The 19,275-nt window shown below is 47.7% G+C and carries 12 protein-coding genes; 3 read left to right on the forward strand and 9 right to left on the reverse strand.

The annotated features are described in order from the left end of the window. Positions 1–23: 23 nt before the first annotated feature. Positions 24–899, reverse strand: coding sequence for a glucose-1-phosphate thymidylyltransferase RfbA (gene rfbA, locus MNQ98_RS27005; RefSeq protein WP_241930933.1), 876 nt, complete (start codon positions 897–899; stop codon positions 24–26). Between the two features lie 146 nt (positions 900–1,045). Between rfbA and MNQ98_RS27010 the strand changes: the two genes are divergently transcribed. After that, complete coding sequence (locus MNQ98_RS27010) at positions 1,046–3,505, forward strand: O-antigen ligase family protein (RefSeq protein ID WP_241930934.1); 2,460 nt, start codon at positions 1,046–1,048, stop codon at positions 3,503–3,505. A gap of 70 nt (positions 3,506–3,575) precedes the next feature. Here MNQ98_RS27010 and galU read toward each other — a convergent pair whose 3' ends face one another. Together galU and MNQ98_RS27020 are read right to left on the reverse strand one after the other, a co-directional pair. Continuing rightward, positions 3,576–4,463 carry a UTP--glucose-1-phosphate uridylyltransferase GalU gene (galU, locus tag MNQ98_RS27015; protein ID WP_241930935.1) on the reverse strand — a complete coding sequence of 296 codons (888 nt, stop codon included), beginning with the start codon at positions 4,461–4,463 and terminating at the stop codon, positions 3,576–3,578. Positions 4,464–4,558: 95 nt separating this feature from the next. Then, positions 4,559–5,263 carry a CPBP family intramembrane glutamic endopeptidase gene (locus tag MNQ98_RS27020; RefSeq protein ID WP_241930936.1) on the reverse strand — a complete coding sequence of 235 codons (705 nt, stop codon included), beginning with the start codon at positions 5,261–5,263 and terminating at the stop codon, positions 4,559–4,561. A gap of 89 nt (positions 5,264–5,352) precedes the next feature. On the opposite strand from MNQ98_RS27020, the gene MNQ98_RS27025 reads away from it, so the two are divergent. Continuing rightward, positions 5,353–6,123: a MerR family transcriptional regulator gene (locus MNQ98_RS27025; protein ID WP_241930937.1), complete on the forward strand. Its 771-nt coding sequence runs from the start codon at positions 5,353–5,355 to the stop codon at positions 6,121–6,123. 93 nt (positions 6,124–6,216) lie between these two features. On the opposite strand, the gene MNQ98_RS27030 is transcribed toward MNQ98_RS27025, so the two are convergent. From MNQ98_RS27030 to MNQ98_RS27050, 5 genes are all read right to left on the reverse strand, one after another. Then, positions 6,217–8,730: a U32 family peptidase gene (locus MNQ98_RS27030; RefSeq protein WP_241930938.1), complete on the reverse strand. Its 2,514-nt coding sequence runs from the start codon at positions 8,728–8,730 to the stop codon at positions 6,217–6,219. A gap of 349 nt (positions 8,731–9,079) precedes the next feature. Continuing rightward, positions 9,080–10,165, reverse strand: a complete 1,086-nt coding sequence (locus MNQ98_RS27035) for a DNA alkylation repair protein (protein WP_241930939.1) — start codon at positions 10,163–10,165, stop codon at positions 9,080–9,082. Positions 10,166–10,488: 323 nt separating this feature from the next. Further along, on the reverse strand, positions 10,489–12,423 hold the full coding sequence (locus tag MNQ98_RS27040; RefSeq protein ID WP_241930940.1) for a copper amine oxidase N-terminal domain-containing protein: 1,935 nt from the start codon (positions 12,421–12,423) through the stop codon (positions 10,489–10,491). Next, complete coding sequence (locus MNQ98_RS27045) at positions 12,423–13,559, reverse strand: S1C family serine protease (protein WP_241930941.1); 1,137 nt, start codon at positions 13,557–13,559, stop codon at positions 12,423–12,425. The genes MNQ98_RS27040 and MNQ98_RS27045 overlap by 1 nt, the downstream gene beginning before the upstream one ends. Before the next feature lie 180 nt (positions 13,560–13,739). Further along, positions 13,740–13,955 carry a DUF2759 family protein gene (locus MNQ98_RS27050; protein ID WP_241930942.1) on the reverse strand — a complete coding sequence of 72 codons (216 nt, stop codon included), beginning with the start codon at positions 13,953–13,955 and terminating at the stop codon, positions 13,740–13,742. Positions 13,956–14,352: 397 nt separating this feature from the next. Here MNQ98_RS27050 and MNQ98_RS27055 point away from each other — a divergent pair, with 397 nt between their 5' ends. Further along, complete coding sequence (locus MNQ98_RS27055) at positions 14,353–15,981, forward strand: nitrite/sulfite reductase (protein WP_241930943.1); 1,629 nt, start codon at positions 14,353–14,355, stop codon at positions 15,979–15,981. Positions 15,982–16,288: 307 nt separating this feature from the next. Here MNQ98_RS27055 and uvrA read toward each other — a convergent pair whose 3' ends face one another. Then, a complete protein-coding gene (uvrA, locus tag MNQ98_RS27060) occupies positions 16,289–19,174 on the reverse strand; it encodes an excinuclease ABC subunit UvrA (RefSeq protein ID WP_241930944.1) in 2,886 nt (961 codons plus the stop codon). Positions 19,175–19,275: the final 101 nt, after the last annotated feature.

The raw sequence follows: 19,275 nt of genomic DNA on the forward strand, positions 1-19,275 counted from the left end.
TTTTTATCTAATTTCTAAGGACTTCACATTAATTCACTATTAGCTATATCAACTAAATACGCCCCATAATCCGTCTTAAGCAAAGATTCAGCCAGTCCTTCAAGCTCTGAGGCATTAATATATCCCATCCTAAACGCAATTTCTTCTATACAGGCTATATACAAGCCTTGCCTTTTTTGCACAGCCTCCACATAATTACTCGCCTCAAGCAAACCTTGGTGAGTCCCTGTATCCAACCAAGCCATACCTCTACCAAACAGTTCAACCTTTAATTTATTCATATTTAAATACACTTCATTAATTGCGGTAATCTCCAATTCTCCTCTGGCAGAGGGTTGAACATGATGAGCAATATCCACAACATCATTATCATAAAAATAAAGTCCAGGTATTGCATAGTTCGATTTAGGTTGTCGGGGTTTTTCTTCAATAGAGATAACCTTGTTATTATCATCAAACTCTACCACACCATAATCAACTGGGTTCTTAATATAGTAACCAAAAATCATAGCCCCCTCTTGAAGGGCATATCCCCTCTGCAAAATCTCACTGAATCGCTGTCCATAAAAGATATTGTCCCCCAAAACAAGACACACCGAATCAGAACCAATAAATTTTTCGCCTATTATAAAAGCTTCAGCAAGCCCCTTAGGTTCATGTTGAACTTGATAGGAAAAGCTCATGCCTATCTGTCTACCATCACCAAACAATTCTTTAAACACAGGCAAGTCTCTAGGTGTAGATATAATTAATACTTCTCTAATCCCTGCCAGCATCAGAACTGATAAAGGGTAATAAATCATTGGTTTATCATAAATAGGTAATATTTGTTTAGATACACCTTTTGTTAAAGGGTAGAGTCGTGTACCAGAACCGCCTGCCAGTATTATTCCTTTCAAATATATCCACCCCACCTGATATTTTTGATTACAAACTTCAGAACTAGTCTTTCTTGTATCCCTCTTAAAGAGAAAGATGACTCCATTCTTTTCCATATGTATGCTAAAATATTGTCGAAGCTCACATAAAGGGGAGAATGGAAACCTTGTTTAATCCAGTATACGGAAAAAATGCCAAGAGGTCGAGAAACGTTAAAAGAACGTCCGAACCACTATCAGCAGTATTAATTGGTCTTATAGTCTTTCTAGCCTGGGCCCCTTTTCAAACCGCGTTGTTTAATGGCCAAATGCTAGAGTTTGAGAAACCCATTTTCCAGGCAGCTGCTGCTGCTTGTGTTCTGCTGTTCCTATGGATCGCCAAATATTTTAAAAGCATCCGATTGGATGATCAACGGGATTGGCTAATAGTAGGCGTCCTTCTTCTTCCTTTATCCTATGTTATTTCATTGTTAGGGGCTGCTTCCCATTATCTAGCTATGAACATGGTCATTGTCCAGTGCATTTATGCCATTATGTTCATTATCGCGGTATATCTACTTCGTGACAAAATGAGCAACCGAGTAATCCAAACAACTATCATGACGGTAGCCTATGCTATCGTAGTTTTCGGACTTTTGCATTGGTTTGGACAGGGAAAGACCGCAGGTGCAATTGTAAACTGGTTCTCCAAGACGGTTTTGAACGGCATCTACACAAACGCTGTAATGGTAGACTCGAACGGCCTGCGTCTAACTTCCGTCTTTCAGTACGCTAATACATATGCTGCATTTCTAATGGCATTTTTGTTCGCAGCTATCTTCTATATTACTACTTCACGTAAATGGTACATCCAGGCTTTCCACAGCTTCATGCTGGTGCCAATCATCGTATCCTTACTGCTGACATTGTCTCGGGGCGGACTTGTAATGCTGCCGGTAGTATTCGTTCTGCTACTCATGTTCCTGAAACCGGCGAAGCAAATCCTATGGATTCTATACTGCGCCATTGCAGGTGTGGCATCGTTACTTATATCCAAGCCCGTTACAGAACTGGGGCTGCAGTTGAATGAAAAGTTTAGCGCTAGTGGTGCCTTCAAAGGTTGGGGGATCTTGCTCGGTGTGTCCGTAATCATCGGAGTGCTCGGATGGGTCATTCAAACATATGTTGCTCCAATGCTAGATAAAGGGCTGGAAAGATGGTCTGCGAAAAAAGGATCCAGTCTATGGATTCCAGTCGCTTCCGTTGTTCTAAGCGGACTGCTGATCTTCCTATTCATCGGCACGAGTGTGAAGAACATTCTGCCGCAGAACATTGCTATTCGTCTGGATAACATCAACCTTAACCAGCACAGTGTTCTGGAACGCTTTACATTTTATAAAGATGCGATGAAGGTTGTTGCCGATTATCCGATATTCGGAGCAGGCGGAGGAGCTTGGGCTGCGCTTTACGAACAGTACCAAAATAACCCGTACACCAGCCGTCAGGCTCACAGCTTCTTCATACAGTATTTGATTGAAGTCGGGATTGTCGGATTCCTGATTTTCATGTCGTGTATCTTATATATTTTCTACAAATATATTCGCGGTTACATAAAGGCCGATGAAGAAGGCCGGAATTCTCACTTCTTGTATGTGATTATCGTGTTATCCATATTGATGCACAGTACTCTAGACTTTAACATGAGTTATGTGTTTCTCGGGATTCTAGTATTCCTTGGACTCGGTGGTATGGCAGCCGTGATGGACAGCAAGCCGCTGACAAAATGGAAGATAAAAGATACGACAGCCAGAGGGATATACAGTGGTGCCGTAGGGATCGGTGCAATCGTGATCCTGATTACGTCTGTTCGATATATTCAGGCAAGCAGTTCAGCACTGGAAGCTCGGAAAGTGGCCCAAACAAGCAAGTCTTATGAAGAGATTAAAGCTCCTCTCGATAAGGATCTTAGCATACGCCCAAGCCATCCAGACTCCGTACTTCTCCTGTCCTCTCTATATCACTCGGTTTATAAACAGACCCAGGATGAAACCTTCTACAATATGTCCGTCGAACTTCTAAACAAAGCTCTGAAGGACGAGCCAAGCAACAAATTCATGATCAATCGCCTTATCCAGGGCTATCAACTGAAAAATGAGAAAGATAAAGCCTTCGATCTTCTTATGGCGAATGCCAAGAAGTTCAAGTGGGATATTGAATGGCATGAGCAGATTGTTAATCAAGCCTTTGACTTGGGCTATCAAGCACTGGGAACAGGCGATACGGCTTCAAAAGATAAGTACTTCAAGAGTGGAACCGAGATTTTCGAGAAAGTACAAGCAGGTATTAAGCATCTTACTACACTGCCAGAAGGCCAACTCCAAGGCCGGGCGTTTGAAAACACTCCTGAAATGATCCTGAACACGGGCAAAATGTACTTCATCACCGATCAGCCTGATAAGGCAGCAGCTACCCTAAAGATCGGCCTTCAAGAAGATCTGTCTCAGACGGCCAATCAGGATATTGCACAGTGGTACCTTGCTTCCCTTCAAAAGCAGGGACAAAGCGATGAAGTTTTAATGGACAAACTGATGAAGGTCAATCCAAACTCCCAGCAAGAAATTCAGCAGTTAGCCGAGCAACAACTCTAGAAAAAGCAACGGGGCGGTTCTGGTAGAAACTATCATCCTACCAAGAGCTGCCCCACTGTTTTATATAATATTAACCATTACTGTTTTGAACAGCTTCCGTTATGATACCTCTCATATATTTCATGAGTCCCTCTCGCAAATCCTCATGCTGCAGCGCGTAGTGGATACTCGTCTCAATAAACCCAAGCTTCTCTCCTACATCATGACGATTCCCCTCGAAATGATACGCCAATACTGGATCTTTTTGCGACAAGGTAGACAACGCATCTGTCAGCTGAATCTCACCATTTTTACCAGCTTCCTGTGCTTCCAAAATCTCAAAAATAACAGGCGGTAAAATATAACGTCCCATAATAGCCAGATTAGAAGGCGCTTCGTCTCTGCTAGGTTTCTCAACCAGTCTAGATGTCTCGTAAATTCTGTCAGCTTTTTCGCGCCCATCCACAATTCCATAACGATCCACTTCATCCCAAGATACCGGCTGTACACCTACCACAGCAGAATGATAGGTATCATAGACATTTATCATCTGCTTCAGACATGGTACGTTGGCCTCTACAATGTCATCTCCGAGCAAAACCGCAAAAGGCTCGTCTCCGATGAACTTACGGGCGCACCAGATGGCATGACCAAGACCCTTCGGTTCCTTTTGCCGGATGTAATGGATATCTGCCAATTCAGAAGGACGACGCACTTCCTCAAGCAAACCCCACTTACCCTTTTCCGCCAGATTATGCTCCAGTTCGAATGAAGAGTCGAAATGATCTTCGATTGCTCTTTTGCCCTTACCTGTAACAATAATGATATCTTCAATTCCTGATGCGACTGCTTCTTCAATGATATATTGAATCGTCGGCTTATCTACTATCGGAAGCATCTCTTTAGGCATGGCTTTAGTTGCGGGAAGGAAACGCGTACCTAGTCCTGCTGCTGGGATAATGGCTTTACGTATTTTCATGTATGGGCTCCTTTCAGAATAGGAAGGAATAATCGGCCTGACATCTGTTTTTCAGACTATTATATCAGTCATCTGAGCCTTTTACATAGATATACCTACCCAAGCGCCGTCAACATCACAGCAATCCCATTCACCAACCCATGAATGATAACCGCCGGCCATATCGAATTACTCCGCTCATACGCCCATGCAAAGACAACACCACCCAAAAAGTTTACCGGCATCGCATTATATGTTGGAATGTGGATAACCGTAAAGATCAGCGAGCTCAGCAGAATCGCCCAGCGCATACCTAGGCGAGTACGCAGCCAACGGTATAAAAAGCCGCGATAAAATATTTCCTCATAGAGCGGGGAAATGATCGCTGCCGATACAAAAGCGATTAATACGGTGAAGAAGGTTACATTTTGCTGCATAGCCTCCGTTTTACTGTTCTCATACGTATTCCCGATAAAACTGGTAAGTACCATGACCAGTACACTACCAACGATTAATAGTAGCGTCCATAAGAGAATGCGTCCCCAATCCTTCGCCGGAAATGATCTTACACCTAATTCACTCCATGACAGCCGTTTTGGACGAAGTGCAACCCAGTACAATCCTGCCGTAAGAACAACTGCTATTGTGAGTCCCGTCAAAGTTCCCGAATACAGCTCGTTTCCAAGCCACTGTGTATAAGCAGGCTTTACTACAAATTTGATAAATCCGATTACGAATACAAACTCGAGCAGTAGCAAAGCTACAAACTCTTTCCATGTCCAGTTATCTTGTTCCTTCCATTTCGTCACGCTGCTATTCATTGCTCATACCCCTTTATCTCCTGTGATATAATTCCACTATAAAAGGTGACGCAACGTCACCTGCAAGATTTTTTTTCAGGAGGTACAGCATGAATCGATGGACCACCGGACAAGTATCGAAGCAGAGTAATGTTTCTGTCCGCACACTGCGTTATTATGATCAGATCGGTCTTCTCACCCCCAGCTTTAAAGACGATAACGGCCGGCGTCACTACTCTGAAGAGGATCTTTTCACCCTTGAAAAAATCACACTGCTCAAATCGCTCTCACTGCCACTCGAGGAAATCCAAAATGTGCTGGAAAAGCTGTCATTTCGGGATATTTTAATCGCACATCACAATCATCTTCAAGAACAGTTGACCCTACTTCAGAGCAGTATTTCGAACACAAATTCCTTAATCAATATGATAGATCTGGAAGGTTCGATATCGTGGGAGAGAGTATCCAGTCTCGTGCGAATCGCTCAAACCAGCTCTAAAAAATGGATGGATTACTTTGAAGATGATGAACGTCTGTTCTTGAAGCAAGCTCTTCCCAATCTCAGTAACAACGACCGGATGACCCAGCAATACATTTCGTTATTACGGCGAATCGAATGGTGTATAGAGCAGTCTATTGCACCAGAGTCAGAAGAAGGGTACCAAATTGCTTCGAGTTTGATCGAGGTTTCGAATGAAACTTTCGGAGGGGACGAGGAACTGATGAACAAGTTCTGGGAGGTGCGGAAACAGCCTGTAGAAAAGTCTGGGCTGTACCCAGTATCTGAGGAAGTTCTGAATTTTGTGGAGCGGTGTATTTCCTATGCTATGGAACAGGATAAGCGAACGGAAGCAGTGTTGGTCATGGAAAAGCAACAATAATGATTCGTATGTAAAATAACAAAAAGAGCACGATTGAGGCTTTATCCCTCAATCGTGCTCTTATAAATTTATAGAGTGTAACCCTCTTCTGCCCTACTTCACCAGTTGCCCACGCGTTACGCCGAGCTGGTTCGTTGCCTTCAGCTTCTTCCATACCTGAGTGCCGCTGATCTCACCGCGAAGAGCGCGGTTGTAGAGGTCGATGACTTCGTGCACCTGCTCAGGAGTCTCCTCCAGGAATTCGACTCGGTAGCTTGATACACCGAGCTCCATGAAGTTGGCCAGATATTCTGCACCGGACTGCTCGATGGCGTTGTAAACTGTGTTACGGCAGCCTTCGTCCACCCGCACAGGGTGAGACATGCCGATCCGGTCTTGAAGCGACACGCGCTGCTCCTCACAAGGACGGCCGCAGTTCGTGAAGTCCGTTCCTTCACTCAGGAACGTGCAGTACACACAATGCTCCGTATGGAACATCGGCAAATGCTGATGGATAACGATCTCCATTTTGGACGTATCCGCCTTGCCGAGCAAGTCAACCATCTGCTGGATGTTCAAGTCATACGAAGGTGTGACAGCGTCACAACCAGCTTCAAGGAACAGATCGACCGCTTTATGATTGGCGATGTTCAGCGAGAAGTCACCGATGAGGCGCGGATGCTTCTTGTCCGGGTTCTCCATCCGGTAGCGCAGGTAGAAATACAATGCACCGGTGTTACGAACCAGCACGGCGTCCGGCTGCAGGCGCAAAATATTGTTGTGATAGCCGTTCTCACCCGGCATATGAATGCGCGGCGTAGCCAGCGCAATCTGCTTGCCTGCGGCGTGCACGGCTTCTACTGCTGCCGGGAACTGCTTGATAAACTCGAAGTCGGCGTATATCATCTCCACGCCGGCTTCGATTGCAGCCTCTACTTGCGGGAGGCTGCGGCACAGCGCGGTAAGCTGCGCTTCACCGCGCATGACTGGCGCTGCTGGCTTCGCCGCATCGCCATAAACCGACACCGCCCGTTTCACATACACGGGCGGCTTCGGACGCTCGCCTGCAAGCTGCTCCACCGCACGACGGCGGATGTTGTTCAGCTCGCGCATAGGGACGATGACGTCTCCGTACAACTCGACGTCAAGCTGCTCCAGCTGGAACACTGTTCCGCCCAAGCGGCCGAACTGCTCCTCGAGGAGCTCACGATTCATCGGCCGCTTCTGGGCGATCTCCAGTTCCAGCTCCGAATCCACCTGAACCGTTGTGCCCTTCTGCACATCGGTCCACCAAGTTGTCAGCGGCTGTCCAGGACGTCCGCTGACACGCACATGTACCGGGAACACCCGGTACGGCTTGTCTGTCTCAAACGTCTGGCGCAGACGCTTGTCGAGCGCCGGATCGTTAGTCTTCCAAATCCGGTCGCCGACATGCAGCTTGCGTAGATCCACATCACTGCGGCCCGGCACGATGTCAACGATCCAGCCTTCCTGGGCTTCGTTCTCAAGCTTTACGCCTTTACGACGGACATCGTATACACGTCCGCCTTCTTCCTTCTTCGTCGGATCACCAGCGTCAAACACAATACCGTCGCCGCGCTTCAGCGGTGCTTCCAGCTTACATACCACACCGTCGCGAAGAATCTGCTCTACCCGGCCCAGATATACACCCCGGCTTTTCGGGAACGTGCCGTCCACCAGCTTTTTATTATTCGTTCCATCTAGGAAACCATGTGTAAAGCCACGCGAAAAGCTCTGCTGCAGCTCCCGTACGTCTTCCTTGCTTGGCTTCGAATTATCTCCGTCAAAATACTGATCGATGACCTTCCGATATTTGCTAACCACGTTCGCTACGTATTCTGGAGTTTTCAGACGTCCTTCGATTTTAAAGGACATGACGCCCGCTTCAATCAGCTCTGGCATAAGATCGATAGCCGCCAAATCTTTTGGAGACAACAGGTATGCCACATCGCCCATTGGCTTTTGTACGCCATCCACCATGAGATCATACGGCAAACGGCATGCTTGCGCGCATTCTCCGCGGTTCGCCGAACGGCCGCCCCACATCTCGGAGGTCAAGCACTGACCAGAATAGGATACGCATAACGCCCCGTGCACGAACACTTCCATCGGCAGCTTTGCCTGCTCACCAATTTTTTGAATCTGCTTCAGATTATTCTCGCGGCCCAGTACAACCCGCTCCATATCAAAAGGCTTCGTAAACTCCACCGCTTCCGGTGATGTAATCGTCATTTGCGTCGAGCCGTGGATCGGAAAATCCGGAGAAATCTCACGGATCATCTTCACCAAACCAAGATCCTGCACAATCACCGCGTCCACACCTGCATCAACACAAGCGTCAATCAGTTCCTTGGCATCCTCCATCTCATTCTCGAACACCAAAATGTTAAACGTCAAAAATCCCTTCACACCATAACTGTGCAAAAATCCCATAATCTCCGGCAGCTCGTCCATCCGGAAGTTGTTGGCACGTGCTCGCGCGTTAAACTTCTCTACACCGAAAAAGATCGCGTCCGCACCGTTTGCCACGGCAGCGCGCATGCAATCCCAATCCCCTGCGGGTGCCAGCAGCTCCACGTCTTCTCTTCGCAAACCTTTTGTATCCATCTATATCCTCCCAAACCAGCAAGTCCTGCCGGTTACTGTAAATATCTCATTACTTTCAGAAAAATTACATATCCAACGTCAACAGTAGCTCTCTTTCGCGAATCACACCGTCTAGAGACCTATGGTTCTTTAACTTGTCTAGTGTACCAAATGTGGGGGGATACTAAAAGCTTTTCTATGAAATGGCAAGGGCGAGAAACTTAGCCCTGCACTTTCATAGAAAAGCTTACTTCGAAAGCATACGCTAAGCTTTTCTATGAAATGGCAAGGGCGAGAAACTTAGCCCTGCACTTTCATAGAAAAGCTTACTTCGGAAGCATTCGCTACACCAGATTAGCGTCCCCACCAGCTACTCCTCCAGCACAAACGAAACGGATGCCATCCTCTTTCCGTTCACCAAAATATCCAGACTGTGCTCTCCCGGATAGAAGCGCCGAGTTGAGATTACTTTAAAGGATTGCTTTTTCGTTACCTTATGGCCGCCTGGAGCGTACATCTTATCCGAGCATTTATAGCGCTTTGGCGCCTGCTTCCCATTCGCCTTCATGTACCCGATCTCATAGTCAATTCGAAGCGAGCTCGCCTGATCACTCCCGTTGATTAACGTAAAAGAAAACTCCAAATCCTCACCCACGGCAATGACCGGACGCTTTACCTGCAGGGATGCAACCTCCATGGTCTCCTCAAGCTCTTCATATCCAAAAATCGCCAAGGCCCGCACATCGCCCCGTCTCAGTAGCGTGCGCAAAGCATGTCTTACAATCCAATCTGTTAGCGGATGATTTCCGTACCACTTCATCGCTAGGTCTAACACCAATTCCGGGTGATCCTTCGAAATGTCATTCAGATGGTTAGCCACACTTTTCCGGACGTACAGCGACTTATCTTCCTTCAGCAATGTCAGAATCGGCAAAACAGGACCCGGATCCCGGATTAACTCAGGCAGCTGTTGCCCCCAAGGAAGACGCGGTCTACATCCTTCACTTGCAAGCCTGCGGACATGCTCATTATCGCTCTGCGCCCACTCTGTCATCTGAGCAATCATCTTATCCTGTTCCCGAATAATGAACAGCCGAACGGCAAACTCCGCGGTAGAGAACTGCGTAAAGAACTCCAGCGCCTGCATGGATCGTTCAAAATCCGCCATACCATTCACTTCCACAAAGTCAGGGATAAACAAATGCTCGATTCCCCTGCATTCTGGAGCCACCTCATAAAGAACATCCAAAGCTTCGACATAAGAAGTTGGGAGCGTCCCCGTCAGAGCATATGTAATATGCCTTATGCGCTGCTTGAACTCTTCATCCTCCCATGCCTCATCGTGAATTAGCGACTTGAATTGCTCCGTATTAAAAGCCGGATATTTCTTCTTTACCTTAATAGCAAACGACTCCACAAAAGACGTTGAAAACAAATCTTTCAAAGACTCTCTCATCTCGTCCCCTCTTCCTCTGAAAAATAGTATATCCCTATACACACTAGAATTAACGATAAGAAGAGCCAAGCAGTGGTGAACTGTTTGGCTCTTTATCAATGGTACTATCCAAGTAAACTTCAGCCTATGCATCACTACGAATGCGGATCATTCTTCCGATCACTGTTGCCCCCGGATTTTTCTGAATTTTGAATAGAATGGGTTAAAATCCGTGGACAAAGGCGCCCGCTACGCTTCTCCAGAATGATTCCGCCTTCTTCGTTGTAGTGGTTTAATTTAACTCATTCTTTTAATAATTTATCATCTTAATTATAGCCTACCCCTTACTTCACCAATTCAAACGAGGCCAGTGCCTTCTCGATGGCTTGTTTTTGAGCTTCCGTAGCATTCGCATCATTGAGCACCGTCGATATGGTGTACGTTATACCGCCGCTTTCAAAAACGATCTGATTGGACGTATACGCAATTTTATCCTTCACCTGATGCGCCTTGAACGATACAGCCGGAATTCCGGCAAACGTGATGTTGTCTGTTCCGAGAAGTTTAACTTCACTATTGCTGCCTGAAGTTGCTTCCTTGTAATACTGCTTCAACCCGCTGATCACGTATTCGGCCTCTGTCTCTTTATCAGCCGTTATCTCGAAGCTGCCTCCGACAAATCCGTACTCTACCTTTGATGTCTCAAAGCGGTCACTGATCGCTGTCCAGTAGCGCGGAATAGCTACGTTGTAACGATAAGTGTTCGAGCTCTTGACTGTCACTATAGATTTATTCATCAAAAAGTCTTCATCATCGATCCGGCCAAAGTCGGCTGGAACAACATCATAATCAATATATATCGAATTCAGCACATCTTTCCATGCTTTGGCGGTCTCTGCTTGTCCCTCAGGTACGGTATATTCTAAATAATAGCGGTAGCCATTCTCTTGCAGCATGACCTCGTACTCCGTCGTCCATCCGTCGCCAAAATTGTAGCGAACCTCCTGAAGCTGACCTTTTACATCGTTAATATTCACTGGAGTTAATCCAACCACTTCGTAGGATTCCGGCACGAATGCTTCCGCAAGCCAACTCTTCATCTGGTCAACCCAGCCGTTAAGCGTACCCGCCATTCCCTTCGGCGCAGAGGTCACCCTTATGGACAAATAGCCCTTCTCCTCATCTCCATAAAACATCTCCTGATTGTTGACCGCCCAGCTTGCCGGAACACCCGCCACAATACCGTAGTCCGGATTCACGACACTGCGGAGTCCATTTTCAATCGAAGAAAGATCCTTTAGACTCTTATCCCCTGCATTAAAGGATGGCTTGAAGGAATTAAGCAGTCCGGCGTATTTATCCAAATCCTTATAGTGTGAAGCATCCCCATCGGCGAAATAAATTCCGTACACCTTGTTATTCGCGTAATATCCCCGGCCTTCCCACAATACGCCTTCCGAATCACGTGAAATAATGCGTGCATAAGGCACTACTGCCCGCGTCACGATCTCCCGGTCCAGAACAATATCGCCTGAATTGCGGGCGTCCTTCACCAGCCTCTGCAAAAGATCCTCAGTATCCAGCTTCACCTGCTGCGGCGTGGCATGAACCTCCAGATAATAACGTCCGGTCGCATCGGAGAACACCGCAACGCTCTCATTATCCGCGCCACTTCCGATAACCATGCCCGAAGGGTAATTCATGCTCCATTCGTAATAGCTGTTGCCAATCCGTGTCTTGCCAGCCGTAGCGTCGATGCCCGAATTGTTTTGTGTCGACTCATCTTTATCCGTCACGTCCAAGCTGATGCTCAGCTTGCCGTTTTTGTCAGCAGATACCTTGGCACCGATACCTTCTGCTACCGGACGAAGAGGGACCATTAGTGTACCTGACACCATCTGAGGTTCCACCGTTAGCTTGATCTTCTTCCCATCCACCCATGCTGTAGTGCTGCCAATGGACATTACTACAGCATGGGGTCCCTGGAGAACCCGAACGCGGCTGCTGCTTTCCAACTTAATTTCGCTACCGAATGCTTTTTTGAACACACCGACAGGAACCATAACCGTGCCTTGCTTAATATACGGTTTGGCAATCGTATAAGACTCGCCGTTAACGACAGCGGCACTGCTTCCCTTCTGCAGGGTGAGCACCCGTTTCTCTATCGAGTCTCCCCACACCGGCAGCGATAAGGAGGCGCTAAGTACGAAGGCAGCCAGTAGTGCGGCGGATGTACGCCATACTTTGTTGTGAACAACCGTGCTCTCTGCTTTCATCATTACTGCTCCTCCCCTGTTACCGCTATAGCCGCAATAGCGTCTGTTTTATTTTCACTACTGAGTGTGAGCATGCGGTTTACGATATCCCCATCACTTTGCATTAACACGTTTACCTTTGCCCCAGGCATAAAATTCTTCAGCATTTCATTGATATCCACTACCGAATACACTCGTTTCCCATTGATTGAGTAGAGCACATCATCTTCCTTAATTCCAGCTTTCTTGGCTTGAACCGACAGCACCTTTGTGACAGTCAACGGATCATCACTCGGAAGGCCTACGATCGCAGACCAACTTTCCTCCAATGCGAGTCCCAATCCTGCCCGTTTCACTTCACCGTACTTCAGCAGATGACTGGTCACATATTGGACAGTTTCCGTCGGAATGGAGAAACCCATATTCTCGACCTCTAAGCCAGAAAACTTCATACTATTAATGCCGATGACCTCACCTTTCAGGTTAACGAGCGGTCCGCCGCTATTCCCGGGGTTAATCGCCGTATCCGTCTGAATCAGCCGGTATGAACTGTCCACACTCCGGTCGAGGCCGCTGACCACACCTACCGTCGCGGAATTGCGGAGCGTGAAATAGACCGGTGTACCAATCGCGATAACCTGCTCACCTACCTGAGCCGAACGGCTGCTCTTGGCGAACTTGGCAGGTGTTAGCGATTTAGCGTTGATTTTGACTAATGCTATATCACTAATCGTATCGCTAAATACTTTTTTTGCTTTGTATGTTTTATTGTCAGCCGTAACGACCGTAATCCCCGTATACCCATCGACAACATGAGCGTTCGTAATAATCCAACCATCCGATTTGAAGATAACCCCTGTACCATGAGTAAGATTATAGCGGTCTTCCCCACTTTGAGTGTTTCCTCCAGATGTCTTGCCGATGATTCCGACAACAGAGGGCGACATATTTTTAATCACCTGCGGGACCGGATCCTGTTCGTATGTATATTTGCTACTGCTTGTATTTTCGCTAACGGACTTTGCCTCTGCCGTTGTCACGGAAAAGGGCGACATCCCTACGCCGAGCAATAGTGTTATACTCAATAGTGTGCCTACGGCCTTTCTACTCCCAGAAATCTTCATCTCTTCACCCGTTCCTCTCCGCACGTTAGCCTGCATGGCTACGTGTACTCCTCAATGTATCACAGGGGCATGGCCTGTACAATTGCTGTAAGACCTAATTTTACCCTAATATTTTCCTTCCATTGTGCAAAACCCCTATCCTATAAACGCACATAGACGAAAAAAAGACGCCCTCACTGTGTAACAGCGGGACGTCCTCTTATGTATCTTGTTCATTCATTGACTGGAGCTGAACCAATTCATGATCATCGCATAGTCCGAGTAGAGAAAAACGAGCAGACTGACAATGCCGAAAGCGATTGCGAATTTATTCTTCTGACGGGCAGTTAATAAGCGGACTACACCGATAAAGATCAAGATCGTAAACAAAATCATGAAAATATCAAATGTTTTAAAATTGGAACCGGTTTCCGCAGCTGCTGCAAGGAACATAGAACGAACCTCCTCGTGGTTTCTCGGGCATTTTACATATCTTCTTCTATGTTATCCGCGCCCACGCCCTTATGCAAGCCCTTCCTCTCAAAAAAAGTAAAAAAGTCACAACTTTTTCTCATATTTAATCATTAATGCAACACATTTATGAATTCCTTCCTTGACTAAAAGGACTTAACCTAAAATCATCTCAGCAGATTGTCACTTCCACTTGCCTGCCGACTCCATATTCCATAAAACAATCCATTTGAAAATTTGATAAAGAAATCCATTTTTTCATTTACGGACACGATGATGTGTGATAATATCAACTTCAATATCACACTATTCAAATCGGAATTAATAAATTAACAGCATGACATAACACTCAAATCATGATGCAGGAGGCGTTATACCCATGGCTTATGAACCGATATGGACGGCTAACCCCGACAAGCTGAACAAATTTGAATTTGTAAAGCTAGAGAAGGACGGATTGGACGTAATCCGTACCATTATTGAGAAATATGCAGTAGAAGGCTTTGACTCCATCCCCGCCGATGATATGGATCGGTTCAAATGGGCCGGAGTTTACCAGCAAAAGCCGAAGGACGGACATTTCATGATGCGTGTCCGGATCAATACAGGAATCATGACAACGGCCCAGGCTCGTGCTTTAGCCGATATCGCCAGACTATATGGCCGTGATCTGGTTGATGTGACGACACGCCAGGCGATCCAGTTTCACTGGCTCACCGTTGAAAGCTTGCCTGATATTTTCCAAAGACTTGAAGATGTCGGTCTATACTCCTATGAAGCGTGTGGGGACTGCCCGCGAACGATTGTTGGCAGTCCCTTGGCGGGTATTGATCCGCATGAGCTGATGGATACAACTGAGCTTGTGGAGGAGATCAACAGCTTTTTTCTGATGAACCGTGATTTCTCCAATCTGCCGCGTAAATATAAAATTTCGATTTCTTCGAACCGCTACAACAACGCCAATGCTGAAATTAACGACCTGGCATTAACTCCAGCGGTAAAAGTTATTGATGGTGAGGAAGTTATCGGCTTCCACGCGATGGTAGGTGGCGGCCTCTCTGCCAAACCTCATCTGGCTCAGTCGCTCGATATTTTTATCCGTCCTGAAGATGCGCTGAAAGTTGCAGTCGGAGTCACCACAATCTTCCGTGATAATGGATATCGCGAGAAGCGGCACCATGCTCGTCTCAAATTCCTTGTTGCCGATTGGGGCCCGGATAAGTTCAAGGAGAAGCTTGTGGAACTGGTCGGCGAGCTGCCTTCACGGGGAGAGGACAAAACCATTGGCTGGCAAGCAGCCTACTTCGACGGCGTTCACCCACAGCGCCAGGAAGGGCTTAACTATGTCGGATTAAACGTTCCGGTAGGACGCCTGAATGCCAGTGAGCTAGTGCAGCTTGCGGATCTGTCTGACAACTACGGGGATGGAAAAATCCGTACTACTATGTCGCAAAACATCATCCTGAGCGGTGTACCGAATCATCAGGTTGAAGAGCTGCTCAAGGCTCCTATCTTTCAGCGTCTTACCCCAACTCCGAAACATTTTATGAGCCGTACAGTTTCCTGCACCGGTAACGAATTTTGCAACCTTGCTGTTGTGGAAACGAAACAGCGTGCGAAAGTCGTTGCGGAGTATCTTGACGAGCACGTTGAACTCGATGAGAAGGTTCGTATTCACTTTATCGGATGCCCGAACTCCTGCGGTCAAAAGCATATCGCGGATATCGGTCTACAAGGCGCTTTGATCAGAACGCCAGCTGGTATGGTGGACGCATTCGATATTGCTGTTGGCGGATCGCTTGGACCGGGAGCGCAGCTGAACAAAGCGCTGAAAGGCCGGGTCAAAGGGGATAACGTGGGGCCCGTACTCGCACAGCTCCTGTTGTTCTACAAAAACAACCGCCTGTCACCGGAAGAAAGCTTCTTCGAATACGTACAGCGTGTCGGTGTGCCAGCATTCCAGGAGAAACTGACGGAAATTCTGGCTTCTGAGGTAGTCGCTTCCTAGTCACAGTCCGCACTTTGCGGTAGTTTTTCTTGCGAGATAGGGATGCGCTTTACTCCAAAGTTTAACTTTCTCATCTTAAAAAAAGAACCGAAGCCCTTGTTACCAAGGCTTCGGTTCTTTATGTTTCCTGTAAAGCTTTTCCCTCGCTGAATGATTACCCGTCACACATCGTTTTTAAGCGGGCAAAGCTCCCCAGAAGTTACTTCGGTTGATTCTCGCCTGGTTACATCCCGTCTCGCCATTGACCTGCACCTCATGCAGAGCCGTTAGACTTGCAGTCATGGAGGAGGCACACTGACTCTTACACTTACTTTGCCGCAGACTCCTCTTTAACCGCATTTTCTTGATTCCAAGCTTCCGTCCGTTTCGTATCCCGTTCCAGAACTGGCTTAAGATATCTACCAGTGTAGGATTCCGACACCTTCACAATCTGCTCCGGTGTACCGGTGGCAATTATTGTACCACCGCCACTGCCGCCCTCTGGTCCAAGATCGATTAGGTAGTCTGCTGTCTTGATGACATCGAGATTATGCTCGATCACGAGGACCGATTCGCCGGAGTCCACCAATCGGTGCAACACGACAAGCAGACGGTCAATATCATCAACGTGCAGACCAGTTGTCGGCTCATCGAGAATATACATCGTCTTGCCGGTGCTGCGGCGGTAAAGCTCGGAAGCGAGCTTAACCCGCTGGGCTTCCCCGCCGGACAATGTGGTCGCAGGCTGACCCAGCTTGATGTATCCGAGACCCACATCCATGAGGGTCTGCATCTTCCGGTGAATCTTCGGAATGTTCACGAAGAATTCTGTTGCATCCTCAACTGTCATCTCCAGTACATCGGAAATATTCTTCCCTTTGTACTTCACTTCCAGTGTTTCACGGTTGTACCGCTTGCCCTTACATACCTCACATGGCACATAAACATCCGGCAGGAAGTGCATCTCAATCTTGATGATTCCGTCACCGCGGCACGCTTCACAACGGCCGCCCTTCACGTTAAAGCTGAAACGGCCTTTCTTATAACCGCGAACCTTCGCTTCATTCGTCTGGGAGAAAATATCGCGGATATCATCGAACACTCCGGTATAGGTCGCCGGGTTGGAACGCGGTGTCCGGCCAATCGGCGACTGATCAATATCAATGACCTTCTCGATATGCTCCAGTCCGCGCATTTCACGGTACTGACCCGGACGAACCCGTGCCTTGTTCAAGTCGCGCGCCAGCGTCTTGTACAGAATTTCATTCACGAGTGTCGATTTACCAGATCCAGATACACCGGTAACGGCGGTAAAGACACCGATTGGAATTTTTACATTGATATTCTTAAGGTTGTTCTCCTTGGCACCCCGAATTTCCAACCAGCGGTCATCCGTCTTGCGACGCTTGCTGTTAACTGGAATGAACTTGCGTCCGCTCAGGTACTGCCCTGTCAGCGAATTCTCGTCTTCCATAATTTCTTTCGGAGTACCTTGCGCGATAACTTGGCCGCCGTGGATTCCCGCTCCCGGACCGATATCAATAATGTAGTCCGCCGCCATCATCGTATCCTCGTCATGTTCTACGACGATCAGCGTGTTGCCCAGATCACGCATATGCTCCAGTGTTGAGATCAAACGGTCGTTATCCCGCTGGTGTAGACCGATGCTCGGCTCGTCTAAAATGTAAAGCACACCCATCAGACTCGAGCCGATCTGGGTTGCAAGCCGGATCCGCTGAGCTTCCCCACCGGACAACGTGCCGGCCGAACGGCTCAGCGTCAAATAATCCAGTCCGACATTGACCAGGAAGCCGAGACGGCTGTTGATCTCCTTCAGAATCAGGTTCGCGATCTGACTCTCTTTCGGGGTTAGCTCCAAATTTTCAAAGAAACGTGTGGCTTCCCCGATAGACAGACTCGTGGCATACGCCATGTTCTGGTCGTTAATCGTTACAGCAAGGGTTTCTTTCTTAAGACGGTGTCCTTTACATACATCGCAAGGCTTCGAGCTCATATATCCTTCAATGTGCTCGCGAATGCCATCGGAGTTCGTATCACGGTAACGGCGCTCCAGATTGGGGATAATCCCCTCAAAAGTCACCATCGCTTCCTTCCGCTGCCCAAAATCATTCTCGTATTTAAAATGCACCTTCTGGCTGCCCGTCCCGTACAGCAGTTTATTCATCTGATCTGGATCCAGCTCGCTTACAGGCACATCCTGTGGAATCTTGTAATGTTCGCACACGGATCTAAGGAACTGCGGATAGTAGGTTGATGTACCGCCGGCCCATGCTTGGAAAGCACCGTCTTCAATGCTTTTGCTTGTATCCGGCACAAGCAGATCAGGGTCCACAATCATCTCCACACCCAGACCGTCACAATCAGGGCAAGCCCCGAACGGCGTGTTAAAAGAGAACATCCGCGGAGACAGCTCGTCCATACTGAACCCGCAGACCGGACAGGCAAAGTTGGAGCTGAAGCGCAGCTCCTCCTGACCCATGATATCCACCAGAAGCTGTCCTCCCGATAGATTAAGTGCCGTCTCGATCGAATCAGCCAGTCGGGCTTCAATATCCGGCTTTACCACAATCCGGTCAACTACAACTTCAATCGTATGCTTCTTGTTCTTTTCCAGCTCGATATTCTCTGATAGGTCACGCAGTTCACCATCCACGCGTACGCGAACAAAGCCCTGCTTCGCAATATCCGCGAACAGGTTCTTGTGCTCGCCTTTCCGTCCGGAAATAACCGGTGCGAGAATCTGCAGGCGCGTCTTCTCCGGATACTGAATGATACGGTCTACCATTTGTTCTACCGTCTGGGATGTAATCTCAATGCCATGCTCTGGACAGTGAGGGTGGCCTATGCGGGCAAATAACAACCGCAGATAATCATAAATCTCCGTAACGGTTCCCACCGTGGAACGGGGGTTACGGCTTGTCGTCTTCTGATCAATCGATATGGCCGGAGACAGTCCGTCGATGGAATCGACGTCCGGCTTCTCCATCTGGCCCAAAAACTGACGGGCATACGCCGACAGTGATTCTACATAACGACGCTGTCCTTCTGCGTAGATCGTATCAAACGCAAGCGATGATTTGCCGGAGCCGCTTAGTCCGGTAAGCACTACGAACCGGTCTCTCGGGATCGTTACGTCGATATTTTTCAGGTTGTGGGCACGCGCGCCCTTAATCACGATATTGTCACTTGCCAAAAGATATCATCTCCTCACTGCTTCACACAGCCAACCTATTATTTTAAGTAGAAACGGCTTCGCCGTCCTTATAAAGACGGCGGTCTGCCAATTCCAATGTC

Origin of the sequence: Paenibacillus sp. N3/727, from assembly GCF_022637315.1 — a bacterium.
Lineage (GTDB): Bacteria > Bacillota > Bacilli > Paenibacillales > Paenibacillaceae > Paenibacillus_AQ > Paenibacillus_AQ uliginis.

Excerpts from the sequence above, each read along its gene's own strand:
- MNQ98_RS27045 (WP_241930941.1), bottom strand. The coding sequence starts at position 13,559 with ATGCAGGCTAACGTGCGGAGAGGAACGGGTGAAGAGATGAAGATTTCT.
- MNQ98_RS27050 (WP_241930942.1), bottom strand. The coding sequence starts at position 13,955 with ATGTTCCTTGCAGCAGCTGCGGAAACCGGTTCCAATTTTAAAACATTT.
- MNQ98_RS27055 (WP_241930943.1), top strand. The coding sequence starts at position 14,353 with ATGGCTTATGAACCGATATGGACGGCTAACCCCGACAAGCTGAACAAA.
- MNQ98_RS27040 (WP_241930940.1), bottom strand. The coding sequence starts at position 12,423 with ATGATGAAAGCAGAGAGCACGGTTGTTCACAACAAAGTATGGCGTACA.
- MNQ98_RS27035 (WP_241930939.1), bottom strand. The coding sequence starts at position 10,165 with ATGAGAGAGTCTTTGAAAGATTTGTTTTCAACGTCTTTTGTGGAGTCG.
- MNQ98_RS27025 (WP_241930937.1), top strand. The coding sequence starts at position 5,353 with ATGAATCGATGGACCACCGGACAAGTATCGAAGCAGAGTAATGTTTCT.
- galU (WP_241930935.1), bottom strand. The coding sequence starts at position 4,463 with ATGAAAATACGTAAAGCCATTATCCCAGCAGCAGGACTAGGTACGCGT.
- MNQ98_RS27020 (WP_241930936.1), bottom strand. The coding sequence starts at position 5,263 with ATGAATAGCAGCGTGACGAAATGGAAGGAACAAGATAACTGGACATGG.
- MNQ98_RS27030 (WP_241930938.1), bottom strand. The coding sequence starts at position 8,730 with ATGGATACAAAAGGTTTGCGAAGAGAAGACGTGGAGCTGCTGGCACCC.